25 protein-coding genes, 1 other RNA gene and 1 riboswitch are annotated in these 26886 nt (G+C 61.9%); of the genes, 12 read left to right on the forward strand and 14 right to left on the reverse strand.

Annotated elements, in window-relative coordinates:
• Positions 1–57 precede the first annotated feature (57 nt).
• Positions 58–283: riboswitch (cobalamin riboswitch) on the reverse strand.
• Positions 284–306: 23 nt separating this feature from the next.
• The 5 genes from C0V76_RS03265 to C0V76_RS03285 all read left to right on the forward strand — a co-directional run bounded on the left by C0V76_RS03265 (position 307) and on the right by C0V76_RS03285 (position 2577).
• Positions 307–546, forward strand: a complete 240-nt coding sequence (locus C0V76_RS03265; protein ID WP_216821635.1) for a hypothetical protein — start codon at positions 307–309, stop codon at positions 544–546.
• Positions 547–554: 8 nt separating this feature from the next.
• Positions 555–842 carry a cell division protein ZapA gene (locus C0V76_RS03270; protein WP_158239128.1) on the forward strand — a complete coding sequence of 96 codons (288 nt, stop codon included), beginning with the start codon at positions 555–557 and terminating at the stop codon, positions 840–842.
• A gap of 97 nt (positions 843–939) precedes the next feature.
• Positions 940–1122: non-coding RNA, 6S RNA (gene ssrS / locus C0V76_RS03275), on the forward strand.
• Between the two features lie 122 nt (positions 1123–1244).
• Positions 1245–1712, forward strand: coding sequence for an EVE domain-containing protein (locus tag C0V76_RS03280; RefSeq protein WP_101940902.1), 468 nt, complete (start codon positions 1245–1247; stop codon positions 1710–1712).
• Between the two features lie 661 nt (positions 1713–2373).
• Positions 2374–2577: a hypothetical protein gene (locus C0V76_RS03285; RefSeq protein ID WP_101940903.1), complete on the forward strand. Its 204-nt coding sequence runs from the start codon at positions 2374–2376 to the stop codon at positions 2575–2577.
• Positions 2578–2708: 131 nt separating this feature from the next.
• On the opposite strand, the gene C0V76_RS03290 is transcribed toward C0V76_RS03285, so the two are convergent.
• The 5 genes from C0V76_RS03290 to C0V76_RS19845 all read right to left on the reverse strand — a co-directional run bounded on the left by C0V76_RS03290 (position 2709) and on the right by C0V76_RS19845 (position 6741).
• A complete protein-coding gene (locus C0V76_RS03290) occupies positions 2709–4013 on the reverse strand; it encodes a DcaP family trimeric outer membrane transporter (RefSeq protein ID WP_101940904.1) in 1305 nt (434 codons plus the stop codon).
• 40 nt (positions 4014–4053) lie between these two features.
• Positions 4054–4806 (reverse strand): amino acid ABC transporter ATP-binding protein, encoded by a 753-nt coding sequence (locus C0V76_RS03295; RefSeq protein WP_101940905.1) that lies wholly within the window; start codon positions 4804–4806, stop codon positions 4054–4056.
• 5 nt (positions 4807–4811) lie between these two features.
• Positions 4812–5567, reverse strand: coding sequence for an amino acid ABC transporter permease (locus tag C0V76_RS03300; protein ID WP_101940906.1), 756 nt, complete (start codon positions 5565–5567; stop codon positions 4812–4814).
• A 62-nt stretch (positions 5568–5629) separates the two neighbouring features.
• Positions 5630–6397 carry an ABC transporter substrate-binding protein gene (locus C0V76_RS03305; protein ID WP_101940907.1) on the reverse strand — a complete coding sequence of 256 codons (768 nt, stop codon included), beginning with the start codon at positions 6395–6397 and terminating at the stop codon, positions 5630–5632.
• Between the two features lie 188 nt (positions 6398–6585).
• The gene (locus tag C0V76_RS19845) at positions 6586–6741 is read right to left on the reverse strand and encodes a hypothetical protein (protein ID WP_158239129.1); all 156 of its coding nucleotides are present in this window, start codon (positions 6739–6741) and stop codon (positions 6586–6588) included.
• A gap of 293 nt (positions 6742–7034) precedes the next feature.
• On the opposite strand from C0V76_RS19845, the gene C0V76_RS03310 reads away from it, so the two are divergent.
• The gene (locus C0V76_RS03310) at positions 7035–7958 is read left to right on the forward strand and encodes a LysR family transcriptional regulator (protein ID WP_101940908.1); all 924 of its coding nucleotides are present in this window, start codon (positions 7035–7037) and stop codon (positions 7956–7958) included.
• 106 nt (positions 7959–8064) lie between these two features.
• Positions 8065–10701, forward strand: coding sequence for an EAL domain-containing protein (locus C0V76_RS03315; RefSeq protein ID WP_101940909.1), 2637 nt, complete (start codon positions 8065–8067; stop codon positions 10699–10701).
• A gap of 13 nt (positions 10702–10714) precedes the next feature.
• Here the strand turns inward: C0V76_RS03315 and C0V76_RS03320 are convergent, their stop codons facing one another.
• Together C0V76_RS03320 and pepN are read right to left on the reverse strand one after the other, a co-directional pair.
• On the reverse strand, positions 10715–10963 hold the full coding sequence (locus C0V76_RS03320) for a lipoprotein (protein WP_101940910.1): 249 nt from the start codon (positions 10961–10963) through the stop codon (positions 10715–10717).
• An 11-nt stretch (positions 10964–10974) separates the two neighbouring features.
• Positions 10975–13653, reverse strand: coding sequence for an aminopeptidase N (gene pepN / locus C0V76_RS03325; RefSeq protein ID WP_101940911.1), 2679 nt, complete (start codon positions 13651–13653; stop codon positions 10975–10977).
• A 201-nt stretch (positions 13654–13854) separates the two neighbouring features.
• Between pepN and C0V76_RS03330 the strand changes: the two genes are divergently transcribed.
• Positions 13855–14268 carry a hemerythrin domain-containing protein gene (locus C0V76_RS03330; RefSeq protein ID WP_101940912.1) on the forward strand — a complete coding sequence of 138 codons (414 nt, stop codon included), beginning with the start codon at positions 13855–13857 and terminating at the stop codon, positions 14266–14268.
• Positions 14269–14335: 67 nt separating this feature from the next.
• Here C0V76_RS03330 and C0V76_RS03335 read toward each other — a convergent pair whose 3' ends face one another.
• The 3 genes from C0V76_RS03335 to C0V76_RS03345 all read right to left on the reverse strand — a co-directional run bounded on the left by C0V76_RS03335 (position 14336) and on the right by C0V76_RS03345 (position 18103).
• Positions 14336–15379 (reverse strand): sugar kinase, encoded by a 1044-nt coding sequence (locus tag C0V76_RS03335; protein WP_101940913.1) that lies wholly within the window; start codon positions 15377–15379, stop codon positions 14336–14338.
• Between the two features lie 95 nt (positions 15380–15474).
• On the reverse strand, positions 15475–16668 hold the full coding sequence (locus C0V76_RS03340) for an acetate/propionate family kinase (RefSeq protein ID WP_101940914.1): 1194 nt from the start codon (positions 16666–16668) through the stop codon (positions 15475–15477).
• Positions 16669–16684: 16 nt separating this feature from the next.
• A complete protein-coding gene (locus C0V76_RS03345) occupies positions 16685–18103 on the reverse strand; it encodes a bifunctional enoyl-CoA hydratase/phosphate acetyltransferase (RefSeq protein ID WP_101940915.1) in 1419 nt (472 codons plus the stop codon).
• A gap of 169 nt (positions 18104–18272) precedes the next feature.
• Here C0V76_RS03345 and glmU point away from each other — a divergent pair, with 169 nt between their 5' ends.
• Positions 18273–19637 carry a bifunctional UDP-N-acetylglucosamine diphosphorylase/glucosamine-1-phosphate N-acetyltransferase GlmU gene (gene glmU, locus C0V76_RS03350; RefSeq protein ID WP_101941042.1) on the forward strand — a complete coding sequence of 455 codons (1365 nt, stop codon included), beginning with the start codon at positions 18273–18275 and terminating at the stop codon, positions 19635–19637.
• Here the strand turns inward: glmU and C0V76_RS03355 are convergent, their stop codons facing one another.
• The 3 genes from C0V76_RS03355 to C0V76_RS03365 all read right to left on the reverse strand — a co-directional run bounded on the left by C0V76_RS03355 (position 19638) and on the right by C0V76_RS03365 (position 23231).
• Positions 19638–20084, reverse strand: a complete 447-nt coding sequence (locus C0V76_RS03355; RefSeq protein WP_101940916.1) for a ribonuclease HI family protein — start codon at positions 20082–20084, stop codon at positions 19638–19640.
• A 61-nt stretch (positions 20085–20145) separates the two neighbouring features.
• Positions 20146–21699, reverse strand: a complete 1554-nt coding sequence (locus C0V76_RS03360) for a response regulator (protein ID WP_101940917.1) — start codon at positions 21697–21699, stop codon at positions 20146–20148.
• Positions 21696–23231 (reverse strand): ATP-binding protein, encoded by a 1536-nt coding sequence (locus tag C0V76_RS03365; RefSeq protein WP_158239130.1) that lies wholly within the window; start codon positions 23229–23231, stop codon positions 21696–21698. The genes C0V76_RS03360 and C0V76_RS03365 overlap by 4 nt, the downstream gene beginning before the upstream one ends.
• 309 nt (positions 23232–23540) lie before the next feature.
• Here C0V76_RS03365 and C0V76_RS19475 point away from each other — a divergent pair, with 309 nt between their 5' ends.
• From C0V76_RS19475 to C0V76_RS03380, 3 genes are all read left to right on the forward strand, one after another.
• Positions 23541–24707 (forward strand): glycosyltransferase, encoded by a 1167-nt coding sequence (locus C0V76_RS19475; RefSeq protein ID WP_158239131.1) that lies wholly within the window; start codon positions 23541–23543, stop codon positions 24705–24707.
• A 38-nt stretch (positions 24708–24745) separates the two neighbouring features.
• Entirely contained in the window at positions 24746–25249 is a 504-nt protein-coding gene (locus C0V76_RS03375) for a putative toxin-antitoxin system toxin component, PIN family (protein WP_101940919.1), read from the forward strand.
• A gap of 132 nt (positions 25250–25381) precedes the next feature.
• Positions 25382–26197, forward strand: a complete 816-nt coding sequence (locus C0V76_RS03380; protein ID WP_101941043.1) for a mechanosensitive ion channel family protein — start codon at positions 25382–25384, stop codon at positions 26195–26197.
• Positions 26198–26377: 180 nt separating this feature from the next.
• On the opposite strand, the gene C0V76_RS03385 is transcribed toward C0V76_RS03380, so the two are convergent.
• A complete protein-coding gene (locus C0V76_RS03385; protein WP_101940920.1) occupies positions 26378–26872 on the reverse strand; it encodes a flavin reductase family protein in 495 nt (164 codons plus the stop codon).
• Positions 26873–26886 lie beyond the last annotated feature (14 nt).

The following is a 26886-nucleotide window of genomic DNA, read 5'->3' on the forward strand; positions in this document are numbered from 1 at the left end:
GGGAAGGAGAAAACGCGGAACGTGAGGGAGCGGTTCCGGTCACCGCCCTCCGCGATGCGCCTCGAATACGCTTCGGGCCGGTCTCCGGACTCGCGAGTGAAGAAAACTCTTCCGACACAACGCCTTCCCGTGCAAAAGCACAGTGGCTGCCTGCTGCGTCTTGACTCGCTTACCGTTGCGGGGGCAGTGCCGGAATGGCAATATCCTGTGGATACGGCGCACCGGCTTCCCGTTTAATCCGCACCAAGGGCATGGGGCGGACACCTGAAGCAGCGCGCATTTTAGCCGAACGGCAGGTGCTTTGCGTTGACCGGTTTTGCTGCGCAGCACTACCATCAGCAGATGGATGCCGAACTCACCAGTCTCGAAACCCGTCTCGCCACGCTGCTCGCCGAGTACAAAGGCCTGCACCTCGAAAACCGCGAACTGACTACTCGCGTGGCCACTCTGCAAGCCGAAAACAAACGCCTCGGCGAGAAGGTGGCGGTGGCAACGGAACGCGTTGAAGCGCTGCTCAAACGTCTGCCGGTCGAGGATGAAAAATGAGCGAAGCCGTGAAGATCCAGATTATGGGCCGTGAGTACCAGGTATCGGTCAAGCCAGATGAGCGTGAAACGCTGCAGGCGGCGGTGGAAATGGTCAACGCGAAGCTTCAGCAACTGCTCGGCAAGAACTCATCGGGCAGCGAATCCACTGCCGTGATGTGTGCCCTGATGATTGCGCATGAGGCCGTGGTGGCTCAGCGCACGGCAGGCTTGGACATGCCTTCCTATCAGCGTAGAATCGAGGCCATGATCCGCCAGATCGATCAGGCTTCAATGAAACAGGAGAAGCTTTTCTGAGCGGTTTGTGTAGTCAGGATATGTCCTCACAGCGCAGTGACTGATCCTGGCCGATAAAGAATTCAAGGACGGCCGAAACAAAGGCGGTCCGGCAAGTTTTCCCCTGCGGTGTTCGTTTGAGCCTTAAGCTCCTTGAACCAATGTCTACGCGACATGGTTGTCGGCCCACCAAGCCGCTGTTGTGAGCGCCCCTTATGCCGGGCGCACCTGAAGCGGCCGGGTAGATGACCCCCTGAACCCAGGTTCAGGAATACGGCTCGACGGCACATGCGGGGGACCCAACAAAGGCGCGAAGCTTCCGGCTTCGCGCCTTTTCATTTTTCCGGGCCGCCGCCGGGTGACTGGCCTCTCTGGACCGGCTGGCGGCACAATGCGTGAATCAGGTTTCTTGCCGAGGGAAGCATGCGCTACTGGTTGATGAAGAGCGAGCCGGACGATTGCAGCATCGACGATCTGGCCGCCATGCCGCAACAGACGGTGGCGTGGCACGGCGTACGCAACTATCAGGCGCGCAACTTCATGCGCGACACCATGCGCCCTGGTGATCTGGCCTTCTTCTACCATTCATCCTGCCCCCGGCCCGGGATCGCTGGCATTGCGCAGGTGGCGAGTCTGGCCTATCCGGATGCCAGCCAGTTTGATCCGGCCAGTCGTTTCTTTGATCCGAAGTCTGTGCCCGAGCGGCCGCGCTGGCTCAATGTTGATATGCGTTTTGAGCGCAAGCTTGAACTGATTCCGCTGGTTGAGTTGCGCCGTCATCCGGAGCTGGAAAAAATGCGTCTGCTTCAACCCGCCAGTCGTTTGTCGATCACGCCAGTTGCCCCTGAGGAGTGGCAATTCATTCTGGCGGCACTGACGCGGGACGCCTGAGCACGAGTCCGTTTGATGATGGAAAGCCCCTTGGGCCAAGTGCCTAGCAAAGGGTGTGCAGAGTGTTTTAAACGGGAACAGGGGCTTACACCCTTGGGTGTAAGGGTTTTCCCTTATCTATTTGATTCTATTGGTGTTGTTACGGCGCGACGATAAAAAAGTTTTAAGCTAAAAAAGTATTTTGATACACCCATAAGTCGCAATGATGTGTAAGAATTCCTCTCACCACGGAGTCAGCTCCGCGACCGCAAGGCGCCAGGGCACACCGGGGAGAGTGAGGAGACAGGGCGTTCCGTCAGAGAATGCCTTATATGGAGCGCGCCACGGGCAGCTGCTCCTGGTAGCAGCGAGCAGCCGGGCCCCGGGGGGCCCGGTTTGCCCGGTCAGACGAATTTGGCCCTTAGCTCAGCTGAGCTTGGGGCAGGTGACCGAGGGGGGTCACAAGAAGGGGGAGGGAAATCCGCGATTCGGATTTCCTCAATTTGGGACGGGAAGTCACGGCGTGACTTCCCGTTTTTTTATGTGCATCTTGCGGCGTGCCAGGAAGTGTTATGCCGAGACCTGCAGAAACCCCTATTCGCAAACCCTGATAAATTTTTCCTCATCTCCTGCATAGGATGAAGCAAGGCCGGTTTTCCGCTTCAACTACAGGAGGTTCATCATGGCTGCCATTGCAAGCGCTCCGCTGCCGGTGCTGAAACACGAGACTTTTCATAGTGACAATGATCGCGAACACGATGGTTTGGAGGCTGAGCTCGCGCCGGACTTCGATCGTGGAAGGATTCTGGAAGACCTGATTGTGGGCGAGCATGGGCGCGCCGAGGAAGAAGGCATGAAGCTGTTGCTCAAGGGCGGCATGATCTGAACCGTCTGTTCTATGCAGGATTTAGGGTTTGTGGTTACCGTTCTTGGCATCGCGCTGGCCCTGAAAAAGAAAAGCCCCCGGAATCCGGGGGCTTTTCCCTTGCTGTGGGCCGGTGAGTGGCCCCGCCAGGATTAGTTGCCGAAGCTGTAGGTCGCAGCGAGGTTCAGGCGCGGTTCGGTACCGCTCTGGCCGTCCAGCGTATCGCGGTGGGAGAGCATGAACTCACTGCCCAGCTCGATGTTGGCCACCGGGTTCCACAGCAGGCCGATGCTGCCGCTGCGGATTGAGCGGTTAAGGGTGCCCTTGCCGTTTTGGTTGGCGTACTCAACATAGTTACCGTTGTAGGTACGTTGCTGACCGTAAGCGAGCGTCGAGCGCAGGGTATCGCTGAATTTGTGTTGCAGCGAAAAGACCATGCCCAGTTCGCGCGGCAGGTAAACCTTGCTGGTGGCCGAGTCGGCGATAGCACCAACGGATTCGTTGAAGAAGCGGCCCATGCCTTCGCCGTAGCTGAAGCTGGTCAGGAAGGCGGTGCTGTCGGTGATCTTGAACGAGTTGCCGAGACCGAGGCCGTAGCCGCGCTTGGCGGCGCTGGTGACATCGCTCTTGATGGCGTTGTCAGTGGTCAGGCCGCGCACGGCGATGTGGCCCCAGTCGAAGGCACGATCCCAGCGCAGGACCAGATCCGGCGTGCGCGAGATGTTGTCGCCGCTGTCCTTGCCTGTACCCTTGGTTTCGAGTGCGGCGATGAAGTTGCCAGCGCCAGCGGTGGCGTAGGTGTAGCGGATTTGCGGCTGACGCAGCGAGGTGTTGCCGGTCGGGCCGTTGAAGTCCACCACATCCGGGCTGGAATCCAGGTCCATGAAGGTGGACCAGGTCTGGCCGAGCAGCCAGCCACCCACTTGGCCGTAGGCGTGACGCAGGCGCATGGTGTTGGAGTCGGTGTAGAAGTCGCCTTCAACCTTGGTTGTGAGCGAGCCCAGCGCGGTCGGCGTGAAGGCTTCGAAGCCCAGGCGCGAAACGTTGGCGAACATATAGGTTTCGTTCTTGCGGGCAGCGTCCGCCGTGCCGTTCAGGGCGATGTTGGGCTGATAGGCTGCGTAGTCGCCGCCGTTGCTGCGGTTGTTACGGCCACCGAAGTTATGCACCGCATCGAGGCGGGCAAAGCCGTACAGGCGCACCGAAGTCTCTTCGCCGGCACGACGCGTCGAGCCGGGGATGTCGCCCTTCATGACCACTTCCTTGCTCTGAGCTTCGACCTGATTGGCCAGATCCTGGCGCTGCTTGGCTTCGGCAGCCTGGCTGGTCTTGAGATCAGCGATCTGCTTCTGCAGTTCAGCGATCTGCTTTTCGAGCAGATCAAGCTTGGTATCGGCGGCGAAGGAAGGAAGGCTCAGTGCTGCGGCGACGGCGCCGACAAGGATGCGTTTTTTCATGGATTCACACTCACTTGATGGTTGAAAGGACGGGCAAAGCTCATGCTGCGTGCTTGATCTGCTTCAGGAAAGCCTGGGCACGCGGGTGATTCGGGGCAGAAAAGAACTGTTGCGGGTCTGTACTTTCTTCTACGATCTGGCCGTGATCGAAAAAAATCACACGGTCAGCTACTTCTCGGGCAAAGCCCATTTCGTGGGTCACGATCAGCATGGTCATGCCACTTTTCGCGAGATCCCGCATGACCAGCAGCACTTCGTTAACCATTTCCGGGTCCAGCGCCGAAGTAGGTTCGTCGAAGAGCATCACCTTGGGTTGCATGGCGAGTGCGCGGGCAATTGCGACACGCTGCTGCTGACCGCCCGAAAGCTGGCTCGGATATTTATGAGCATGCGCTGAGAGGCCTACCCGCTCAAGCAATTCCAGTGCCACTTGCTCGGCTTTGGCGCGACTCCATTTGCGCACCCGGCGTGGCGCCAGGGTGATGTTGTCCAGTACGGTCATGTGGCTGAACAGGTTGAAGCTCTGGAAAACCATGCCGACTTCCGTACGCACGGCGTCGATGTGCTTGAGGTCGTCGTCAAGCAGGATGCCGTCGACCGTGATGCGGCCGGCATCGTGCTTCTCCAGATGATTGATGCTGCGGAGCAGGGTGGATTTGCCGGAGCCTGAGGGGCCGATGATGCAGACCACTTCACCTTCGCGGAAGGTGACCGAGACGTCATTGAGGGCTGTGAAGCTGCCCCAGCTCTTGCGGACGTTTTCGACTTCGATGATCGGTTTGCCGTTGCGCATGGTGCTTAGCGTTTTCCGACAGCCAGCTTGCGCTCGAGCGCCGCGGCGAACTGGGTGAAGGTGGTGGTGAGTAACAGGTAGATGGCTGCCACGGTGATGAATACAGGGACGGGCTGAAAGCTCTCGGCCTGGACGCGCGAGCTGACCATCGAGAGTTCCACCACGCCGATGGCATAAGCCAGCGAGGAATCCTTGAGCAGGGCCACCATGTTGTTGGCCAAGGGGGGCAGTGAGATGCGCACGGCCTGTGGCAGCACGATGTCCCAGAAGGTGTACAGCGCACTCAGACCCAGGGAACGGGCGGCTTCTACCTGACCATTCGGAACGGCATTGATCCCGGCGCGAATAACCTCGGCGTTGTAGGCGCCGACGTTTAACGAAAGCGCAATGACGGCCGTCCAGAATTCCGACAGCTGGAGCTGCGGCGCAATTGCGGGTAGGGCGAGGAAGAAGAACAGGATCTGCAGCAGCAAGGGTGTGCCGCGGATGATCCAGACATAAAGGTCGGCAATCCAGCGCAGTGGGGGAAGGTGCGAGCGTTTGCCAAGTGCCGTGAGTACGCCCAGCACAATGCCGAAGAAGCAGGCCCACAGGGTGAGCTGGATGGTGGTCAGGGCGCCTTCAGCGAACTGGGTCGCGGCCGGGCCGATGGGGTCCGGCAAGGCGGCCAGTGGCAGGGCCATCAGCCACAGGATGAGGCCGAGACCGATAACGGAGCCGGCAAGGATCAGCGAGTCGCGATCTTTGAGTTTATGGATCATGTTCTCAACAAGTCGGCGGGCATCGCAAGGATGCCCGCGGTGTCAGCGAAAGTGCGCGAAGTTTAGTTCGTGCAGCTGATGTCTTCTTGGAAGTACTTTTCCGAGATCGCTTTCAGCGTGCCGTCAGCCTTGATCGCAGCCAGACCCTTGTTGAGTTGCTCGTGCAGTTCGTTATTGCCCTTGCGGTGAATCATCGAGACGCGTTCGACGAAGACCATGTCGCCGCCCTTGATGCCTTCAGCAGCATTCTTGGCGAGTGCGTTCTTGGCAACGAAGCGATCGGTGATCCAGGCATCCACGCGACCACCCAGCAGGGCTTGAAGTGCGTCGGTGTCCTTCGGATAGGTCTTGACCTCCTTGGCGCCGGAAACCTTCTTGGCGGCTTCAGCGTAGGTCGTAGCGAGTTGCACGCCAAGGGTCTTGCCAGTGAGTTCAGTGGCCTTCAACGGGCCGCCGGCCTTGGCCACGATCTGGCCACCGGAGCAGTAGTGCGGTGTGGTGAAGTCGACCGACTTGGCGCGCTCTTCGGTGTAGCCGTGGCTGGCGATGGCGACATCGAAGCGATCCTGGCGAATGCTGGCGATCAGGGCGTCGAAAGCCAGAGCGCGCCATTCAAGCTTGAGGCCCAGCTTCTTGGCGACGGCTTCCATCACATCGATTTCATAACCGGTGAGACGCGAGCCCTGGAAATAATTGAACGGAGGGTAAGCGCCTTCACTGGCGGCGATCAGCGTGCCGGATTGTTTGACGGCTGCCCAGTCGCGGGCTTGCACGCCGGTGGCGGCACAGACGAGGCCGAGGGCCAAGGCGAAGGTGTGGATCGCGCGCATGAGCTTTTCTTACTCCGGAATAGTTGAAAAGACGAACCAAGGGTGTACGCAATGGTATGGAAAACGCAGAACGCTGTCCATGCGTGAAACTAATACCTTGGTTCTATACCGGGTATGTCAAAAAACACATAAAAAATCCCGCCCGGAGGGGCGGTCGACGCTTGGGGCCACAGTATCGAGCATGCCGCCTAAAGGCCATATTGTTCGTGGTAGACGAACACGCCCAGAGCGGCCAGCGCATACGGTGCCAGCGTGCTCAGGATGGCCACAAGGATCTTGCGGCTGCGGTCCGAAAGGGTGAAGTGCAGTCCATGCGGGATGTGGACAGGATGGGCGAGTTTCATGGTGATCTCCTTGAATTCGGGCGTGCGCGGGCTTGCCTGCAGGGGCAAGATGGCGCATGAATGGGCCGTACGGGCGAGTCGCGCGTCAGCGCGACGGCTCGGGGCACATGGCTCGGGCGCGACGGCCTGAGCTGCGGGGAGGGCTCGCAAGGAGACAGCGGAAAGCAGCCGGGCGCCTTGCGTTTGTCCCGCTGGAAATGCGGTTTGACATGGGGTCACCTCGTTCAAGTGCTTGAACTATAGGTGCTGATCTGGTCGAATGGGCTTAATTCATTGTTCGGAAATATTGAATAATGCAGGCTCTCAAGCATTTTTCTGAATTGCAGACCTTTCTGGCGGTAGCTGAGCTGGGGTCCTTTTCGGCGGCGGCCAAGCGACTCGGACTAGCCCGTTCGACCGTCAGTACCCAGGTGCAGGCGCTGGAGCGGGCCCTGGGGCTGGCGCTGTTTCACCGCACCACACGGCATGTTTCGCTGACGGCCGATGGTGAGCGTTACGCGGCACGTGCCGGGGTGCTGGTGAGCGGGCTGGAGGAATTGACTGCGGAGTTCTCGCAGCGGGCAGGGAGGGTCGCCGGGCGCCTGCATGTGCAGATGACCGAGTCGATTGCCAATACCTTGGTGCTGCCGCGGATGGCGGAGTTCCTGCGTGCCTATCCGGATCTCGCGCTGCGCATCTCACTCTCCGAACGCGCGCCGGATCTGGCGGCTGAAGGCATTGACGTGGCCCTGCGCCTCTCGGATAACAAGGACTCGGCCTATCGTTACAAGCGTTTCGGCCAGGTGAGTTTCGTGATGGCGGCGAGTCCGGCCTATCTGGCGCGCTTTGGTGTGCCGCGCCATCCGAACGACTTGTTGCGTCACCAGACTATCGATTTCTTCGATGCCGATGCCGGGCGAGCCATCGATTACGTGCTGGTGAAGGGGCGTGAGGAAATCAGTGTGACGGCCGATGGTGACCTGGCGGTGGATAACGCACGTGCTGGCCTGACTTGCGCCCTGGCTGGGCTGGGCATCTATGAGGACTTCGATTTCCTGCTGCGCCCGCACCTGCAGGAGGGAAAGTTGGTGCGTGTGTTGCCGGACTGGCGCCGCCCCGGTCCTGCGGTGCTGGCCCTGTATCCGGGGGGGCATCAGAACTCGGCGCCGGTGCGGGCCTTTCTGAAATTTCTCGACATGGTGCTGAGCCCCGCCTTGAAGGGGGGCGGTGTTGCCTGAACCCCACGGCCTGTGTGGCGGCCTGACCGCATTGTTGCGCTGCGCAGGGGGCGCCCGACGGGATCGGTTATTGTTCGCCCTGACTCCAAATTGAGCCGCTCTTCCCATGCCCGGAAAACTCAATCGCAGTGCCCTCCTGATTCTCGCTATCGCCGGCTTCCTGCTGCTCAGCCTGGGGGGCTGGGTGGCCTGGTCCGGCGTACGCACTGATGTGGACGGCATGAATCAGCGCGCGGTGCCGGCGCTGATCGCGGTGACTGACATCAGCACCGACTACCGTGAATTGCGCGCCGTGCTGCAGGGGATGGCGCAGGAGCCTGACGCGGGAGAGCGTGAAGCCTTCCGGGAGCGCTATGAGCGCGATCTGCTGCACCTGCAAGGCGGGCTGGCGGCCCTGCGTGGTTTGGGCATGAGCAGCCCGGCACTTGATGAAGTCACCGAGGCCTATCAGCAAGCCGCCGGCAGGACGGCCATGGTGGCCATGACTGGCCAGCGCGATGCTGCCAATGCCCTTGTGTATAGCAGCTTGATTCCGGCCGAACGCCAGTTGCAGGCCTATATCGACGAGATCCGGCGTGAGGTTCAGGCGCAGCAGAAGGCGGTGGCCAAGAGCCTTAGCCTCGGCGGCTTCAAGTTGCTTGCCTACAGCATTGCCAGTCTCTGTCTTGGGCTCGGGCTGTGGATGTTGCTGGCGCCGCCGGTGGCGGTACTGGTGCCGGCCGGTCACGATGTGTTGCTGTCGCGCGAAATCGCTGCGGTGCTGTATGGCTACACCGGCAGCGTGGTGCCGGCCTCGCTGGTGACTTCGGCGGCGCTGGTGACGGTCTTCCTGGGCCATCCTGAACGCATCATGCTGTATTGCTGGTGGGCCGTATCGCTCGGCGTTCTGACGGCGCGCACCACGGCTTACCTGCGCTGGCACGCGGTGCGCGACACGGATTTCGACGGCCCGACCGCGATTCGCCATTTCAGTGCCGGGGCCTTGGCCATGGCACTGGTGTGGGGCTGTTTCCCGGTGCTGTTCTTTGCCGAGGCGAGCGCCCTGCAACGGATCGCCATGGCTTTTGTGTTTGCCGCCATGGCTGGTGCGGGTGCGGCGGTACTGGCGCCTTTGCGGCGGATCTCGCTGCTCTATCTGTCCCTGATGCTCCTGCCCCAAGTGCTGCTGTTCGCGGCCGAAGGCAGCCGCCTTGAGGTGACTGTGGCGGTACTCAGCATGGGCCTGCTAGTAATGCTGGCCGCCTCGGCCATGGCGGCACGCCAGACCACGCTCTCGGCGTTGCTGCTGAGCCGTGAGAACAAGCGACTGGCGGAAGAATCGGTGTTGCGCCAACTGGAGCTGGAGCAGTTGAACAGCACCCTTGAGGATAGGGTGCATGAGCGCACCATTCAGCTCGAAGTCGAGATGGATGCACGTGAAAGCTATGCCGATCAGCTCAAGGAGCTGGCCTTGCATGACCCGCTCACCGGGCTGCTCAACCGGCGTGCGCTGGCGGGCCGGATGGATGAGGTGCTGGCAAGGGCGGCTGGTATCGGCATGGGCGTGCAGGTGCTGTTCATCGACCTGGACCGCTTCAAGGACGTGAATGACGTGCAGGGCCATTTTGTGGGCGATCAGGTGCTGATCGAGCTGGCCCAGCGATTGCGCCGTACCCTGCCGGAAGCTGCTGTGGTGGCACGCTGGGGTGGGGATGAATTCGTGGTGGTGGTGCCAGCGCCGGCCGGGCTGAATCATGCTGGCGGCATCCGGGCGGCAATTATGGAGCCGGTGCGGGTGCGCGATCACGAAGTGCGGCTGGATGCCAGCATCGGCATCTCGCTGTTCCCCGAGCAGGGGACTGATGTGGATGTGCTGGTACGCCAGGCTGATGTGGCGATGTACCAAGTCAAGCTCAAGGGACGCTCCGGCGTGCAGCTCTACGATCCGGCGATGGGCGACAGCATCCGCCGCCAGCATGAACTTGGCCAGGCTCTGCGCGAGGCGATGGCGCATGATGCGCTGAGTCTGGTGTTTCAGCCGGTGGTGCCGGAAGTGGCGGGCCATGTGCTGAAGATGGAGGCCTTGCTGCGCTGGGAGCATCCGGTGCGCGGCGTGATTTCACCGGCCGAATTCATTCCGGTGGCCGAGGATGGTGGCCTGATCGGCCCGCTCGGGCGCTGGGTGTTGTTCCGCGCCTGCCACGAAGCGCTGGCCTGGAGTGGTGATACGGTGATTGCAGTGAATGTGTCGGCGCTGCAGGTAATGTCCGGCGAATTGCTTGGTGACGTGGCCGATGCCTTGCGCGAGACGGGCCTGCCGCCGCACCGGTTGGAGCTGGAGCTGACCGAAAGCGTTTTTGCACACGATTTCGGGGCTATCTCGCGTGTCCTTGGCGCCTTGCGCGAAATGGGCATCCGTATCGCCATCGATGATTTCGGTACGGGCTACTCCTCGCTGTCCTACCTCTACCGCTTGCCGATCGATGCGATCAAGATCGACCGCAGCTTCGTGCGCGATTCCGAACACACCGGCGACCAGATGCTGCGCGCCATTCTCGGTATGGCGCGTGGTTTTGGTTATGGCGTGGTCGCTGAGGGGGTGGAAACCGAGTTGCAGCGGGACATGCTGTTGGGCATGGAGGTGGATTTCATTCAGGGCGCCTGCCATGCGCCGCCGATGCTGCCGGAGGCCGCGGTCGAATGGACGCGCAACTACACCCTGAATGCGCGCAGCGCAGTGCGCCCACTTGGCAAGGTGGCCTGAGCCGAGGCGCTGGCTACAGCCCCTGGCCGGATAGGCTGACGGCCGCGTCGGCGGCAAAGCTCACCGCGATGAAGTGCTTGTCGTCGCCCCAGCGGCACTGCTTCAGCAGCAGGACTTCGCTGCACTGGCCGGGCTGGCCGAGGATGGTGCTGATCTCGGCGAGGCTCATGCCGGCATGCAGCTTGGCGTAATTGTCCGCCGTGATCTTGCTGCAAGCGGCCAGAAGCAGGATGGCGCCAAGCAGGCAAAGTGTCCTGTTCATGTGCATTCTCCTCATTCCAGTGCCTTGCCGACGACTTCGGCCACGTCGCTGGACAGGCCGTCGTGGGCGCGAACCCGTTCGAGCTGGGTGCGGGCTTGGTGCTGGCGCTGAGCGTCGAACTTCTTCCAGCGATCGAAGCAGCGCGCGATGCGCGAGGCGACTTGCGGGTTGAGTGCATCGAGCTGCAGGATCACGTCGGCGGCGAGCTGGTAGCCGCTGCCATCAGCGGCGTGGAAGTGCTTCGGATTGGCGGCGCAGAAGGCGCGCACCAGCGAGTACACCTTGTTCGGGTTGCGGATGTCGAAGGCTTCATGGGCCATCAGGGCGCGCACATCCTGCGTGGTGCCGGGCAGGCGCGAGGTGGCCTGCACCTGCAGCCATTTGTCGACCACCAGCGCCTCATCGCGCCACTTTGAGTAAAAGCTGTCGAGCAGCACGTGGCGCGCCGGGATGTCTAGATTAGCCACGGCGGCGAGCGCGGCGATGCTGTCCGTCATGTTGCCGGCCTGCTCGAAATGGCCGATCACCAGCGCCTGCGCGCCCGGCTCGTCCAGTTCGGCCAGATAGCCGAGGCAGGCGTTGCGCAGGGCGCGTTTGCCGGCTTGCTCGCCCTCGGGTGAGTAGGGCGCGTCAATCTTCAGCTCCAGATACGCGGCAAGCAGGGCTTCGCGCAGTTCGCGCGCCAGGGTGTGGCGCAGGGAGAGGCGGGCGGCGTGAAGCGCATCCGGATCGACCACTTCCATTTGTTCAGCGAGCACGTTTTCGGACGGCAGCATCAGGGCTTCAGCGACCAGCGCCGGATCGCCGCCTTCGACAAATGCCGCACCGAGCAGGCGCGCCATGGCATGGATGTAATCCAGCGGGATCCAGTCGGTGCCGCTGTGACCTTGCTGCACCGCTTTCGCACCCGCGAGCAGGATCTCGGTGGCGAGGCGCTGGCCAGCTTCCCAGCGATTGACGGCGTCACCGTCATAAGCCATCAGGTGCACCAGTTGTGCTGTGGTGTAGGGATAGTCCAGCAGTACCGGCGCTGAGAAACCGCGCAGCAGTGAGGGCACGGGTTCGGCTGCTACGTTTTCGAACACGAAGCTCTGCTTGGTGTCGCGCAGCTGCAGAGTGCGTTGGGTGCCGGCCGGTGCCGCTTCGCCCGCCAGTTGCAGCGGCAGGGCGTGCCCATCGGCATCCAGCAGGCCCAGCACGATGGGCAGGTGATAAGGCCCGCGCGGCAGGGCGAGGCCTTCCTTCTCCAAGCGGGCTTCGTAAGGCGTAGGCGCGAATTGCTGCTCGACATGCAAGGTGTAGCGGCGCGCAGCGGCATCGAACTCGCTGCGCACGATGAGGCGCGGCGTGCCGGCCTGCGAGTACCAGCGCTTGAATTGGGCGAGGTCCAGCCCGGAAGCATCCTGCATGGCCGCGACGAAGTCCTCGCAAGTCACGGCCTGACCATCGTGGCGAGCGAAGTAGAGATCCATGCCCTTGCGAAAGGCTTCCTTGCCGATCAGGGTGTGGATCATGCGGATCACTTCCGCGCCTTTTTCATACACCGTGGCGGTGTAGAAATTGTTGATCTCGGCGTAGCTCTCCGGGCGGATCGGGTGGGCCATGGGGCCTGCGTCTTCCGGGAACTGTGCGGCGCGCAGGGTGCGCACTTCCTGAATGCGCGTCACGCCAGCCGAGTGTACGTCCATGCCGAACTGCTGGTCGCGGAAAACGGTGAGGCCTTCCTTGAGCGAGAGCTGGAACCAGTCGCGGCAGGTCACGCGGTTGCCGGTCCAGTTGTGGAAATACTCGTGGGCGACCACGCGGTCGATGTTCTGGTAATCGGTGTCGGTGGCGGTGTCCGGGCGGGCCAGCACGTACTTGGTGTTGAAGATGTTGAGGCCCTTGTTCTCCATCGCGCCCATATTGAAATCGCCCACTGCGACGATCATGTAATGGTCCAGATCCATCTCCAGACCGAACACGTCTTCGTCCCACTTCATCGATTTCTTCAGCGCGGCAATCGCGTGATCGCACTGATCCAGCTTGCCCGGCTCCACATACACGGCGCAGCGCACGCGGCGGCCGGAGGTGGTGGTGTAGAAGTCTTCCAGCACATCGAGCTTGGCGGCCACGCAGGCGAACAGATAGGCCGGCTTGGCGAAGGGGTCTTCCCAGGTGGCCCAGTGGCGGCCACCCTCCTCGTCGCCACTGGCGACCGGGTTGCCGTTGGCGAGCAGGACCGGGAAGCTTGTCTTGTCGGCAGAGAGTCGGCAGACGAACTTGGCCATTACGTCCGGGCGGTCCGGGTAATAGGTGATGCGGCGGAAGCCCTGCGCCTCGCACTGGGTGAAGTAGCCGTCTTTCGAGCGATACAGGCCGGAAAGCTGGGTATTCTGGTCCGGCGCGATCCGCACCACGCTTTCGAGCACGCACACGTCTGGCAGATCAGTGATCCACAGCTTGTCGCCCTCGATGCGATAGCATTCGGCCGGCAGCGCCACGCCGTCCACGCGTAGTGCCTCGAGTTCCAGCTCCTCGCCGTCGAGTTCCAGCGCGCTGGCACTGCCTGGCGCCTGGCGACGCAGGGCGAGGCGGGCCTGTACCCGCGTGAAGCCCGTGTGGATGGCGATATCCAGCGCCACCGTGTCGATCAGGAAGGCCGGCGGGGTGTAGTCCTTGAGGTAAATCGTAGCGGGCGTATCAGACATGGTTGTGGCGCGGCAGAAAGGGCAGAATGGCGAGTGTAACCGAGCTCCGTGCGTGCCCTGCGGCTGCATTTGCAGGACTGCGCGTTTCACGGGATTGACTGGAGTCAACGGGCTTGCAGGCAAGTTGTGATTAGCTGCGAAGATAAAAAATGCCTGCCGGCAGATCCCATACCCATATCAGCAGAGTAGAGAGACAGACTCATGAGAAAGCTTAGCCTTCGCCTCAAGCATCTGGCCCAGGAGCATCAGGCGGTGATGCATTTCGTTTCCGCGGTGCGTAGCGCCAGTCCTGAGAGCGAGGCGGACATCCCGGAAATAGCCCGCCGTGTGCGCCAGGTTTTTGTGTCGGATCTGGAGCCGCACTTCGTCGAGGAGGAGCGTTACGCCCTGCCGATGCTGCGTGAGGCAGGCTACGGGGCGCTGGCCGACGAGGTATTCGCCCAGCACGAGCAGATGCGGGCCATGGAGCGGGCGCTGGATCATCCGAGCACCGAGATGCTGGTTGAGTTCGTGCACATGCTGGAAAAGCATGTTGAGCTGGAAGAGAACGAAGTGTGGGACGTGCTCGACGCCGAGCTTGAGAAGCAGGCTAACGCCAAGGCCGAAACGCCCTGATCCGGGCAGGGGCTGCAAGGACAAAGGCCATCCGCCACGGATGGCCTTTTTGTTGGGCGAGGCGTGCTTAGCGCGAGATGCTTTCGCCACCTGTGCTTTGCATCAAGGCCACGACTTCTTCTGCTGAAACGAGGTTGAAGTCGCCATAGATGGTGTTCTTGAGTGTGCCGGCAGCGACGGCGAACTCCAGCGCCGAGGCATCGTCACCGGGGTAGTTGATCAAGCCGTAGATCATGCCGGCCGCAAAGGCGTCGCCCACGCCGACGCAATCCACCACGTGTTCGATGGCGTGGGTGCGGGCCTTGATCATCTTGCCGTCGGCCCAGACCAGGCCGGTGAATATGTGATGGTTGGCATCCAGGGTGTTGCGCAGCGCAAGGAACAGCTTCTTGTCGGCGCCGGCCTTGGCGCTGGTTGCTTCGAAGAAGCGCTGATAGCGGTCTAGATCGATACTCTCCTCGGCGCTGCGCGCCTTGAAAGCCACTGGCTCAACGCCATACACCACCTTGTATTCGCTGCCCGTGCCGAACAGCACGTCGGTCAGCGCGAGCATGGGGTGCATGACGTCCTGTGCGGATTTGCCGAACTGCCACAGGTTCTTGCGGTAGTTCAGGTCGCAAGACACGGTGAGCCCCAGCTCCTTGGCTATGCGGATGGCCTCGAAGGTGGCGTCCGCAATGTCCTGACTCAGGCCGGGGCCGATGCCGGACCAGTGGAACCAGGTGGCGCCCTGGAAGACCTTGCGCCAGTCGATCATGCCCGGCTGGAGGGTGGCGAAGGAGGAGTTGGCGCGGTCATACACCACTTTCGAGACGCGCTGGGAGGCCGGGTTTTCGTAGTAGTAGAGCCCCAGGCGTTCACCGCCGAAGACGATGTTGGCGGTTTCAATGCCGTGCGAGCGTAACTCGGCAAGGCAGGCATCAGCGATGTCGTTTTTCGGGAAACGGGTTACGAACTCGCTTTTGAGGCCAAAGTGGGCCAGTGATACCGCACAGTTGGTTTCGCTGCCGCCGAAGGTGGCGGCGAACATGTTGGTCTGCGACAGCTTGAGATAGCCGGGTGGGGTGAGGCGCAGTAGCACCTCGCCGAACGTCACGATCTTGTGTTCCATGGTGAGCCTTTTTTTATGTAGGGGGAAAGCCGGTGCTACGGGTGCTGCAATGAAAAAGGCCATCCGGAGATGGCCTTTTCGATCCTGCCAAGGGCTTAGAGGCCCAGCAGCGAGGTGGTGTGGTGCGCGATCATCCATTCTTCGTTGGTCGGGATCACGGCGACGGCAATCTTGGAGTCAGCCGTGTGGATGCAGTGCGCCTTGCCACGGACCTTGTTCAGTTCCGGATCCAGCTTGGCACCCATCCATTCGAGGTAGCCGATGACCTTGTTGCGCACGAACTGCGAGTTCTCACCGATACCGCCGGTGAACACCAGAGCCTCAAGGCCGCCGGCGGCCATCATCAGCGAGCCGATTTCGCGCGCTGCGCGGTAGCAGAACAGTTCCAGTGCTTCCTTGGCTTCCGGTGCATCGGAGGCTTCGAGGGTGCGCATGTCCTGGCTGATGCCGGAAACGCCCAGCAGGCCCGATTCCTTGTACAGGAAGTTGGAGATTTCCTTCGGGCCGTAGCCGTGGCGGTCCATCATGTACAGCAGCACGCCCGGGTCGATCGAGCCGGTGCGGGTGCCCATCATCAGGCCTTCGATGGCGGTGAAGCCCATCGAGGTGGCGACGCACTTGCCGTCACGCATGGCCGCCATCGAAGCGCCATTACCCATGTGTGCCACGATCACACAGCCGTGAGCCTTGTCGCCGATCACTTCCGGCAGCTGGCGGGCGATGTAGTCGTAGGAGGAGCCGTGGAAACCGTAGCGCTTGACGCCTTCGGCCGTGATCTTGCGCGGGATCGCGTAGGTCTGGGCTTGCCACGGCTGGGTGCGGTGGAAGGCAGTATCGAAACAGGCCACTTGCGGCAGGTTCGGGTACTTGGCTGCCAGTACACGGATCGGACGCAGGTTGTGCGGCTGATGCAGGGGGCCCAGCGGGATGAAGGTTTCGAGGACCTTGAACACTTCCGGGGTAACCACCACCGGGGCGCTGTACTTCTCGCCGCCTTGCAGTACGCGGTGACCGACTGCGGCCAGCTCGACCTTCTGTTCCTCAACCCAGTTGAGCAGGGTGGTCAGGGCCAGCTCCTGCTGGGCTTCCAGCTCGGTACCTTCCGGCGACTTGATGATGGTGTCGAGCAGCGTCTTGCCGTCGATATCCTTGGCCACGAACTGGGTGTTGGCGCCGATGCCGTCGATCTGACCGCGGAAGACCGAGGGAGCGTCCTTGACCAGGGGCAGATTGAATACGGCGAACTTGAGGCTCGAAGAGCCGGCGTTGATGATGAGGAGGGACTTCATTGTTTCTTTCTCCGACTTACAGGGTTGCCGCCGCGAGGCGGTGGGCTACTAGACGTTTGACGATGGCACAGGATGCGGCCCGGGCTTCTGCCTTGTCCGCACGGCTGGTCAGGACGATGGGCACACGGGCACCCACCACGACGCCAGCGAGCAGCGCGCCGGCGAGGTATTCGAGTTGTTTGGCAAGCATGTTGCCTGATTCCAGATCGGGCACCACGAGGATATCCGCATTGCCTGCGACTTCCGAGACGATGCCCTTGGTGCGCGCGGCAAAAGGTGACACGGCATTGTCGAAGGCCAGCGGGCCATCGAGCACGCCGCCCTTGATCTGGCCGCGGTCGGCCATCTTGCACAGGGCGGCGGCGATCAGCGTCGAAGGAATCTTCGGGTTGATGGTTTCCACGGCAGAGAGCAGGGCTACGCGTGGTTTGGCAATCCCGATGGCGTGGGCCACGTCGATCACGTTCTGCACGATGTCGACCATGTCGGCCAGCTCGGGCTGGATGTTGATGGCGGCATCCGAAATCAGCAGCGGGCGAGGATAGCGCGGGACGTCGGCGAAGAAAACATGGCTGATACGGCGTGCGGTGCGGATGCCGGTGAGTTTGTTGACCACCTGGCTCATCAGCTCGTCGGTATGCAGGCTGCCCTTCATGAGCGCGTCGACTTCGCCGGCCCGCGCCAGAGCAACGGCGCGCTCGGCCGACTCCAGGCTGTGTTCGGTATTGATGATCGTGCAGCCGTCCAAGCTTTGGTCGATCTGTTCGGCAGCCTTGCGGATCTTGGCTTCCGGGCCGATCAGCCAAGGCACGATGAGGCCTTCGTGCATGGCTTGCAGAGCGCCCTTGAGCGACTCGGCATCACAGGGGTGGGCCACCGCCACCTTGATGGCTGGCAGGCCGGCGCTCTGGGCCAGCAACTCGTCGTAGCGGCGCTGCTGGTCTGTGATGGTGACTTCCGGCAGGGCTGCGCGCGAGCGGCGGATCTTTTGAGTGGGGGCGGCTACCGTGGCCTCACCTTCGACCACCAGTTCGTCATCCTGATTGGTGACCTTGCAGGCGATGATCAGCTGCTTCTTGTCCGCATTCTTTTCGGCGCAGCTGAGCTTTACCGTGAGGGTGTCGCCGATATGCACCAGGCCCTTGAAACGCAGGTTCTGCCCGACATAGACCGTGCCTGGCCCCGGGAACTTGTTGCCGAGGAGCGCCGAGATGATGGCGCCGGAGAGCATGCCGTGGGCGGTCACTTCGCCGGAGGGGCTGTCCTTGGCGTACTGATCGTCAAGGTGAGAGGGATTCACGTCACCCGACACGATGGCGAAGAGCTGGATGTCTTCACGACGCACGGTACGCGAGAGGGTGGCGCTGTCGCCGACCTTGATCTCGTCGTAAGTGATGTTCTCCAGTGTTTCGAGCGGTGTATTGGTGCTATCCATGAGCTTCGTCCTCTTGCATCAATGTTAACTATCGAGACCTGCCCTTTTGGTGACGATCATCAAATCGTCCGCGGAATCTTGCCGCGCTGCCGCAAAAGAGGGCGCAAAGCGGCCGATGCTAGAATTCCGCCCTTCCATTTCGCTACTGCGCGCACGCGCTTTCCGAACCATGCAAATCACGATTCTGGCCGCCGGACAAGGCAAACGCATGAATTCACGCTTGCCCAAGGTGCTGCAGCCGATTGCCGGCCAGCCCATGCTCGGGCATGTGCTGGCGACCTCGCGTTCGCTCGGGCCCCGGGCGCTGTGCGTGGTGTACGGCCATGGCGGTGATCAGGTACGGGCTGCGCTGACTGCGCCCGATATCCTGTGGGCAGAGCAGGCGCAGCAACTGGGCACCGGTCACGCTGTGCAACAAGCCATGCCCTTGCTGGGCGACGAAGGTGCGGTGCTGGTGCTCTATGGCGACGTGCCGCTGATCCGGGCCAACACCTTGCAGGCGTTGGTGGACGCGGCGGGGAGCTCCCGCGTGGCCTTGCTGACGGTGACACTGGCCAACCCCAAGGGCTATGGCCGCATCGTGCGTGACGTGAATGACCGCGTCGTTTCCATCGTAGAGGAGAAAGATGCCTCTGCGGCCGAAAAGGCCATCAGGGAAGTCAATACCGGCATCCTGTGTGCGCCCACCGCCATGCTGCGTGGCTGGCTGGGCCGCCTCCAGAATAATAATGCTCAGGGCGAGTATTACCTGACCGACGTGATTGCCATGGCCGTGGCTGATGGCGTTGAGGTCGTTGCCCAGCAACCCGAGCACGAGTGGGAAGTGCTCGGCGTGAACAACAAGGCCCAGCTCGCGGAGCTGGAGCGCATCCATCAGCGCAATCAGGCCGATGCCCTGCTCGAAGCCGGCGTGACCCTGCTGGACCCGGCGCGCATCGACATCCGCGGTGAGCTGGTGTGCGGTCGCGATGTGGAGATCGACGTGGGTTGCGTGTTCGAAGGCCGCGTGGAGCTGGCTGACGGTGTGCGCGTAGGGGCGCATTGCGTGCTGAGGGACGTGACGGTGGGGGCTGGCAGCGTCATCAAACCTTTCTGCCATTTCGAGGAGGCGGTGATCGGTGCGGCCGGGGTGCTCGGTCCCTATGCGCGCCTGCGCCCTGGCACGGTGCTGGCAGAGGATGTGCACGTCGGCAACTTCGTGGAGATCAAGAACAGCCAGATTGCCGCGCATTCCAAAGCCAATCATCTGGCCTATGTGGGGGATGCGACGGTGGGTAGCCGGGTGAATATTGGCGCTGGCGTGATCACCTGCAACTACGATGGCGCCAACAAGTTCCGTACCGTGATCGAGGACGATGCTTTCATTGGCTCCGACAGCCAGCTGGTGGCGCCGGTCACGGTGGGCAAGGGCGCGACCATTGCAGCGGGCACCACCCTGACCCAGAACGCTCCTGCGGATGCGCTGACGATCGGTCGCGCCCGCCAGCTGAGTTTTACTGGCTGGGTGCGGCCGGTGAAGAAGAAGCCGGCCTGATCAGCGCTTGCGGCGCGCCGGTTTGGCTGGTGCGCGTGGCGGCAAGCCCAGTGCGGCACGCGCCAGCTGGTCGGCTGCGGTGTTGCGATGCTGAGGCAGCCAGCGCAATTCCAGGCGGCTGAACTCGGCGCCAAGCTGCCGGATCTCGGCAAAGAGCGGTGCCAGGCGTGCCGCTTCGGTGGTTTCGGCGTCCTGAGCGAGGCGTACCACCACGTCGCTGTCGCACTGCACTTGCAGATGTGCTGCGCCGAGCGCGCGGGCCAGTTTGAGGGTGGCGAGCAGAGCACGGGCTTCGGCTTCGTTGTTGCAGCCGGTGTGGGGGCTACGCTCGGAGAGTTCATGACGGCCGCCTTGCGGCCCCAGCAATATGGCGCCGAGGCCGATGTGGCCTGGGTTGGGGCGGGCGCAGCCATCGCACCAGGCCTGCCAGAGAAAGTCTTCATTCATCGCTGGATGATACGGGCTTGTGTCCGGCGGCGGCGACTTGGGCGGTTCTGCCTCGCGGGGCTCATCCTTCTGGCGGGTGGCTTGCTTCCGCAATCATGTTTGCGAATACCCCCTGATCGAGCAAGCCTAAGAAGGCATCAACGACCTGTGGGTCGAACTGGATATCACGGCCGGCGAGAATCTCGGCGCGGGCTTCTGGCAGTGGCCAGGGGGTTTTGTAGGGGCGATGGCTGACCAGCGCATCGAAGACGTCGACCACGCTGACGATGCGTACCGCCAGCGGTAGCTCAGCAGAGCGAATGCCAGCCGGGTACCCTAAGCCATCCCAGCGTTCGTGGTGACTGGTGGCAATGCTGCGGGCGAGGCCGAGTGCCTTGTCGTGGCCGAGGATGCTGCCGCCGATGCTGGCGTGGTGCTGCATGATGCGAACTTCCTCCGGGTCGAGTTTGCCGGGCTTGCCGAGGATGTCGTCTGGAATACCGATCTTGCCGACATCGTGCAGGCGGCTGGAGATGCCCATGTGCTCGGCTTCGGCACGCGAGCAGCCCATCGCCAGTGCGACTTTCTCGGTATAGGTGGCGATGCGTTCGATGTGGCGGCCGGTGGTCTTGTCCTTGAACTCGGCGATTTCGGCCAGCATGTCGATGGCGTAGCGGAAGGCGTTGGCGAGATCGATGTGCAGGCGCAGGTTTTCGAGCGATTGCGCGCTTTGCTGGGCGGTGAGGCGGATCAGGCGTTTGTCGTCATCGGAGAGCGGCAGGGTGGGTTCGATGTAGATGTAGCCCTCGGCCTGGCCATGGATCACGATCGGGATGATGAAGGCGTTGCCGGGCAGATCCGTGGGATCCTGCCCGGCGAGCACGGCCTTGCGGCATTGTTCATGAATGGCATGGAAGCGCCCGCTGGCGATGAAGGGGGCGGTACCGGCATGCACCGCCTGCTCGCCGCTTTCCACCGTGGCGATCACGCCTTCGATGGTGGAGATGAAGGAGTCCGGTGAGAGGTGGCAGAGACCGACGACCTGGGTCAGCACGCCGGAGAAGAACTCCTGCAGTGAGACGTTGGCCAGGCGGTAGATGTCCGGCGCGGCCTGTAGCAATCGCTCCAGGCCGAGACGGTTGATGTCGATGGCGCAGAGGTCGCGATAGGATTTGAGGGCGCTGCGCACCGTGGTGTAGAGGCGGGTGGTGGTGAGCTCGGTCTTGTCCTTGTAGTCGTCGATGTCGTAGTGGTCGATCACATAGCGTTCGGGGGCGGCTCCGGGCTGGCCGGTGCGGATCACCAGGCGAATGAGCTTGTTGCCGAGTTCGTTGCGGATCTTCTCGACCAGGCGCAGCCCTGCATCCTCGGTTTCCATCACCACGTCCACCAGCGCCACGGCGATGTCCGGATGTTCGGCGAGGCGCTGCAGGGCCTCACTGGCAGAGCTGGCTTCGATGAATTCGAGCGGCCGCTCGGCGAAGGTGAAATTGCGCAGGCCGAGGCGGGTTACGGCGCGTACGTCCGGTTCGTCATCCACGACCAGCAGCTTCCAGGTGTAGAGCGGCTTGGCTGTCGGGCTGGCGGGCGTGGCGCGTTCGGCTTCGAACTGGATGGCATCCTTGATGATTCTCATGGTGTCTCGCCCGAAGGTGCGGTGGGGGTGTGCTGGGGCAGGCGGATCAAAAAGTGGGTGCCGGCGCCGGGCAGGCTGTCACAGCGAATGCTGCCGCCCAGACGCTCGGTGACCAGGCTGTAGCAGATGTAGAGACCGAGACCGGTGCCGCCCTGAGCCTGACGGGTGGTGAAGAAGGGCTCGAAGATGCGGCGCTGGACTGCGGGGGGCATGCCTTTGCCGTCGTCGGCGTAGCTGATGAGGATTTGTCCGGCGCCGTCGCTGTCGATCGCGATGCGGATGTGGCCATCGCTTCGTTCGGGCCCGAAGGCGTGGGTGACGCTATTGACGATCAGATTGGTGAAGATCTGGTCGAGCAGGCCCGGGACACTGGTCATGGCGAGTTCTGGTGGGCAATCAAGCTCGATGCGGGCGGTTTTCTTATATACGTTGCTCAGGGTCTGCAGCACCTCGTCAACGATCTCGCGCAGCTTGAAGCTGCGGATGTCTTCACGTTCGATGTCGGTGGATGAGCGCTTGAAGCCGCTGACCAGATTGGCGGCCCGGCGCAGGTTGGACTGGGCGAGTTGGCCGCTTTCACGCATGTCGGTGAGCAGGGCGCGGATCTCCTGCTCCGGCACCTCCTCCCGCTGGAGCAGGTGCCCGAAGTCGTCGAGGCAATGCTCATGGTGCGAGAGGGCGCTGATCGCCACCCCCAGCGGGGTGTTCAGCTCATGAGAGAAGCCGGACACCAGACGCCCCATCGAGGCCATTTTTTCGGCCTGCATGAGGCCTGACATGGCCTGTTCGGTCTGCGCCCAGCGTTTTGCCAGCGACCGATGTGCCAGCAGACTGCCACCCGCCAGTAGCAGGAAGACCAGGGCGTGCAGCAGGCTGCTGTGGATGATCTGGTTGCGCGTGGCGGAGTCCTGCCAAGGTTGGCTGATGCTGATGCCGCCGCGCACATCGCCTATGGCATAGCCTTGGTGAGCGTGGCAGCCCAGACAGGTTTTATCGACAAACAGTGGCGCTATGAACCGGAATTCTTTTCCTTCATTTGCGCGTTCTACGACCTCCCCGACTTCAAGTTCGCCCTGCTCAAGGCGCGCAAGGCTTTGTTTTTCCCAGCTGTCCGGGCTGTTCTCCGGGCGAAGGACACGCAATGAAGTCATGTGGATTTTCAGCGTGCCTTGCAGGCTAGCCTGATGAGCAATCTGGCGAGTCATGTAGGCAGGGTTGATCTGGGTGAGCGACAGTTTGTCGGTGTGCAGATCGCGGCTAGGGCTGAACAGGAAGGGATTGGGCGGATTCTGCTCACTGGCGGGAACATATACGCCTCCGCTTGAGGCGTTCCAGGCGCGTGCCGCTACGATGGTGCGAAACACGTTGCGTGCGCCTTCCAGCATCAAGTCATGCGCGTGCTGTTGGATGCGGCTGATGCTCAGCGCCAGCGATACCGCGACCAGCAAGGTCCAGACGGCCAGCAGTACGCTCAGCTGACGCAGGCTGGCGGGGGGGTGAAGCGGGGCGGAAGAGGCCGGGGGCTGAGGCATGTTGGGGAGTCCGGGCTGACTGTCAGGTCTACGGCGCCGGTGTGTGGTGCTGGAGCTGTACTTGCGGGCTTTATGGGGATCGGGAACACGGCATCTGGGGGGCTGACGGGTATCGAAAAATGGTGAAAATTTTCTCAAGAATTCAGGGCGTGCGCCGATGGCGCTGCCATGGTTTGTGCGATGCACAAACCGCTCCCCCGAAAAGAGAAAATCATGTTGACCCTTCCTTCTTTCCCGCAGCTGACTTTCCGGCATCAGCAGAGCCACTCGGGCCGGGCTACAGAGATAGCCGGCCGTCGGCAGCAAGCAGTGCATCAAACACTTGCCGGGGATGGCCCTTCGCGGCGCATCGGCCTGCTGATCGATTCCCTGATAGGTGGTGGGGCCGAACGCGTGGTGCTGAACCTGGCAGAAGGCTTTCGCCGGCAAGGGCATGAGGTGCATATCATCCTTGCGCATGATCAGATCCAGCATCGCGTGCCCGATGGGGTCCAGCTGCATGCGTTAGCCCCTGCCGGAAGGCTGAACCCCATCCGGGCGCTGGAAAAACTCATGCTGGCCTGGCGCTTGCGGCGCTGCGTGGCTGAGATCGAGGCAGATGGCCGTCGCTTCGATTTCTTCATCTCGAATGCAGAGGATGCCGACCGGATTTCGCGTCTGGCTTGCCTGCCGCATGTGTATATCCGCTATCGCAACTCCATGGTGGAGTACCTGCGAGGAAAGATCGGCGACAAGAGTGGGCTGAAGCGCCTGTTCCGCACGCTCAAATGGCGTATCCGCTTTCATCTGACCTATGGCGGGCGCGACATCATCACGGTATCTGACGCCCTGCAGCGCGATATCGTCGATGAAGTAGGTGTGCACCCGCACTCGATCCGGACCATCTACAACCCCTTTGATTTTGAGGCGATCCGGCAGTTGGCCCGCGAGTACCAGCCACCCGTCGATGGTCCCTACATCGTGTATGCCGCGCGTTTTTCCGCCCGCAAGCGGCAGGATCTGCTCCTGCGCGCCTTTTGCGACAGCCATGCCTGCCAGCGCCACAAGTTGGTGCTGATCGGCGATGCTTACACGGAGGCGGAAAAAAACTGGCGTGAGCAGATTGCGCTGCAGGTCGCGAGTCTGGGCCTGCAGGACAAGGTATTGCTGCCCGGCTTCCAGACCAATCCTTACCCGTGGATCAAGCACGCTGCACTCTTTGCCATGTCTTCCGATAGTGAAGGCCTGCCCACCGTCTTGATTGAATCCCTGATTCTGGGCACCCCGGTGGTGAGTACTGATTGTCCGACCGGGCCGAGTGAGATCCTCACCGGGCGACTGTCGCCTTTCCTGTGTGCGCGCAACGATCACCTGGCGCTGGCCGTCCGCATCGATGAAGCGCTTGCTCACTATCCGCATGTGGGTGACAGGGAGCTGGCGCGATTCTCGGCGGAAAACTCGATCCGTCAGTATCTGGCGCATTGCGCTGAGGCCTGATTGAAGGGGCTGTCCGGAGCGCGTAGTAAGATCCGGGCATGCCCTTTTCTTTGCCTTCCTCCCACCGGCTGCGCGTGGTAATCGATACCAACGTGGTGATGGCCCTGTGGCACTTCCGTGATCCGGCTCTTGCCACCTTGGCTGACTGGGTCGGAACCAGCGCTGTCGAGTTGCTCACGCGTGCCGACTGCCTCGATGAACTGGCGCGCGTGCTGGCTTATGTCCAGTTCCGCATTGAGCCTGCACAGCGTGCGCAGATTTACGCGACTTACGCTCAGGCAGCCCGTTGCCTGCCGGAGCCGGATGACACGCGTCTGGCAGAGCTCGACGCACTGCCGCGCTGCAAGGACCGCGATGACCAGAAGTTCCTTACCCTGGCCTGGCTGGGTGAGGCTGACCTGCTTCTGACGCGCGACAAGCTGCTGCTCAAGCTCGCCCGCAAATCGCCCTTTCGCGAGCGCCTGAGGATCCTCACGCCGGAGCTCTGGCAGCGCGAGCTGCTGGCTGCAGAGGCGCTTGCCCTTTCGGGCGGAGAGTCCTGAAAAGCCCTTCCTGCCTGCGTTTAGAACGCTGTGCAGGGTTTTGGGGGCACAAATGGAAACGACAGCCCGCAGGGGGGACGGGTATCGTTTCGGCAAGCAAGCCTGTTGCTGCCCTCACGGAGAATGAAGAACATGGACGAAACCCTGTTAACCCAACTGCCGGCCATCATCCTGCAGAACCTGGTCCCCTTTGCCTGGAAGATCGTCGGCGCCGTCGTGCTGTGGGTCATCGGTGGCTGGATCATCAAGAGCGTCAAGCTGTTGTCCCGGCGCGGCATGGATGCGCGCGGTTTTGATGCCACGCTGATCGAGTATCTGGAGTCCGCCATCGGTATGAGCATGCGCGTGCTGTTGGTGATCGCCATCCTGAGCCTGTTCGGTGTGGAAACGGCCTCCTTTGCCGCTATCATCGCGGCCGCCGGCGTGGCTATCGGGATGGCCTGGTCGGGCCTGCTCGCCAACTTCGCGGCGGGAGTCTTCCTGATCCTGCTGCGCCCGCTGCGCGTGGGCGACTTCATTGCCGCCGCCGGCATCACCGGTACGGTGCATGAAATCGGCATGTTTGCTACGACGATTGATCAACCGGACAACGTACGGACCGTGGTGGGCAACAACAAGCTGTTTGCCGACAACATCGTGAATTTCAGCAGCAATGACTTTCGCCGCGTTGATCTCACCGCTCAGTTGGCCCACGGCGTTGATCCACTTAATGCCATCAGCCTGCTCAAGGCTCGGGTGGCGCAGATCCCGAATGTGATGGACAAGCCGGCGCCGGATGTCGAGATCCTCGAGTTCAATCCAGCCGGGGTGAAGCTGGTGGTGCGCCCTTACTGCCATACCGACGATTACTGGCAGGTGTATTTCGATACCAACAAGGCGATTCTGGAAGTTGCTACGCAGGCCGGCTGGCCCGCTGCAGTGCCGCATCAGGTACTGATCCAGAAATGAGTGCTTGATCGGGGTTTGCCCTCAAGCCGGGCCGATCCGGGCCGTAAAAGCATGAGAGCGGCTGTGCGGGGCCGGCCAGGCGGCGATGCCAGGAGCCCCGTGCGAAAAGCCGCTCACTTCATACGACAAGAGCCAGCTTCCATCAGGGGGCTGGCTCTTTGCTTTGCCGCTGGCTGACTTCTACAACGCAGCAAGTTTGCGATAGCGGCCGTTGAAGAACAGCAGGGGCTCCCGCTCAGAACGATCGCAACGCGCCACCTCGCCAATGAAGATCACATGGTCTCCGCCCGGGTAGCGCAGGCTGTTGCGTACTTCGAACACGGCTGCGCAGCCGGCCAGTACTGGTGCTCCGCCCAGCCCCGGCTCCCAGTCCACGCCAGCGAAACGGTCTGCCGCCTTGCTGGCGAAGAGATTTGATAAAGCTTCCTGATCGTCGGCGAGCACATTTACCGCGTAATACTCACAGTGCTCCAGCACCTCGCGCACGCCGCTGTTGTTGCCCAGGCTCCACACGATCATGGGCGGGGTCAGCGACACCGAATTGAAGGAGTTTGCGGTCAGCCCTACCAGGCTGCCATCTTTGGCCTGTGCGGTGATGACCGTGATCCCTGTAGCGAACATGCCCAGGGTGCGGCGGAAGGTGCTTGAGTCGAAAGCAAGGGCGGGAGAAGTCATCAGATCAGGCCGGG

This window comes from Uliginosibacterium sp. TH139 (assembly GCF_002855595.1).
In the GTDB taxonomy this organism is placed as follows: Bacteria; Pseudomonadota; Gammaproteobacteria; order Burkholderiales; family Rhodocyclaceae; genus Uliginosibacterium; species Uliginosibacterium aquaticum.

Excerpts from the sequence above, each read along its gene's own strand:
- C0V76_RS03295 (WP_101940905.1), bottom strand. The coding sequence starts at position 4,806 with ATGCGCAACGGCAAACCGATCATCGAAGTCGAAAACGTCCGCAAGAGC.
- C0V76_RS03365 (WP_158239130.1), bottom strand. The coding sequence starts at position 23,231 with ATGCCTCAGCCCCCGGCCTCTTCCGCCCCGCTTCACCCCCCCGCCAGC.
- glmU (WP_101941042.1), top strand. The coding sequence starts at position 18,273 with ATGCAAATCACGATTCTGGCCGCCGGACAAGGCAAACGCATGAATTCA.
- C0V76_RS03380 (WP_101941043.1), top strand. The coding sequence starts at position 25,382 with ATGGACGAAACCCTGTTAACCCAACTGCCGGCCATCATCCTGCAGAAC.
- C0V76_RS03375 (WP_101940919.1), top strand. The coding sequence starts at position 24,746 with ATGCCCTTTTCTTTGCCTTCCTCCCACCGGCTGCGCGTGGTAATCGAT.
- C0V76_RS03340 (WP_101940914.1), bottom strand. The coding sequence starts at position 16,668 with ATGAAGTCCCTCCTCATCATCAACGCCGGCTCTTCGAGCCTCAAGTTC.
- C0V76_RS03285 (WP_101940903.1), top strand. The coding sequence starts at position 2,374 with ATGGCTGCCATTGCAAGCGCTCCGCTGCCGGTGCTGAAACACGAGACT.
- C0V76_RS03345 (WP_101940915.1), bottom strand. The coding sequence starts at position 18,103 with ATGGATAGCACCAATACACCGCTCGAAACACTGGAGAACATCACTTAC.
- C0V76_RS03335 (WP_101940913.1), bottom strand. The coding sequence starts at position 15,379 with ATGGAACACAAGATCGTGACGTTCGGCGAGGTGCTACTGCGCCTCACC.
- C0V76_RS03310 (WP_101940908.1), top strand. The coding sequence starts at position 7,035 with ATGCAGGCTCTCAAGCATTTTTCTGAATTGCAGACCTTTCTGGCGGTA.
- C0V76_RS03385 (WP_101940920.1), bottom strand. The coding sequence starts at position 26,872 with ATGACTTCTCCCGCCCTTGCTTTCGACTCAAGCACCTTCCGCCGCACC.
- C0V76_RS03320 (WP_101940910.1), bottom strand. The coding sequence starts at position 10,963 with ATGAACAGGACACTTTGCCTGCTTGGCGCCATCCTGCTTCTGGCCGCT.
- C0V76_RS03300 (WP_101940906.1), bottom strand. The coding sequence starts at position 5,567 with ATGATCCATAAACTCAAAGATCGCGACTCGCTGATCCTTGCCGGCTCC.
- C0V76_RS03360 (WP_101940917.1), bottom strand. The coding sequence starts at position 21,699 with ATGAGAATCATCAAGGATGCCATCCAGTTCGAAGCCGAACGCGCCACG.
- C0V76_RS03305 (WP_101940907.1), bottom strand. The coding sequence starts at position 6,397 with ATGCGCGCGATCCACACCTTCGCCTTGGCCCTCGGCCTCGTCTGTGCC.
- C0V76_RS03330 (WP_101940912.1), top strand. The coding sequence starts at position 13,855 with ATGAGAAAGCTTAGCCTTCGCCTCAAGCATCTGGCCCAGGAGCATCAG.
- C0V76_RS19845 (WP_158239129.1), bottom strand. The coding sequence starts at position 6,741 with ATGAAACTCGCCCATCCTGTCCACATCCCGCATGGACTGCACTTCACC.
- C0V76_RS03290 (WP_101940904.1), bottom strand. The coding sequence starts at position 4,013 with ATGAAAAAACGCATCCTTGTCGGCGCCGTCGCCGCAGCACTGAGCCTT.
- C0V76_RS03315 (WP_101940909.1), top strand. The coding sequence starts at position 8,065 with ATGCCCGGAAAACTCAATCGCAGTGCCCTCCTGATTCTCGCTATCGCC.
- C0V76_RS03280 (WP_101940902.1), top strand. The coding sequence starts at position 1,245 with ATGCGCTACTGGTTGATGAAGAGCGAGCCGGACGATTGCAGCATCGAC.
- pepN (WP_101940911.1), bottom strand. The coding sequence starts at position 13,653 with ATGTCTGATACGCCCGCTACGATTTACCTCAAGGACTACACCCCGCCG.
- C0V76_RS03355 (WP_101940916.1), bottom strand. The coding sequence starts at position 20,084 with ATGAATGAAGACTTTCTCTGGCAGGCCTGGTGCGATGGCTGCGCCCGC.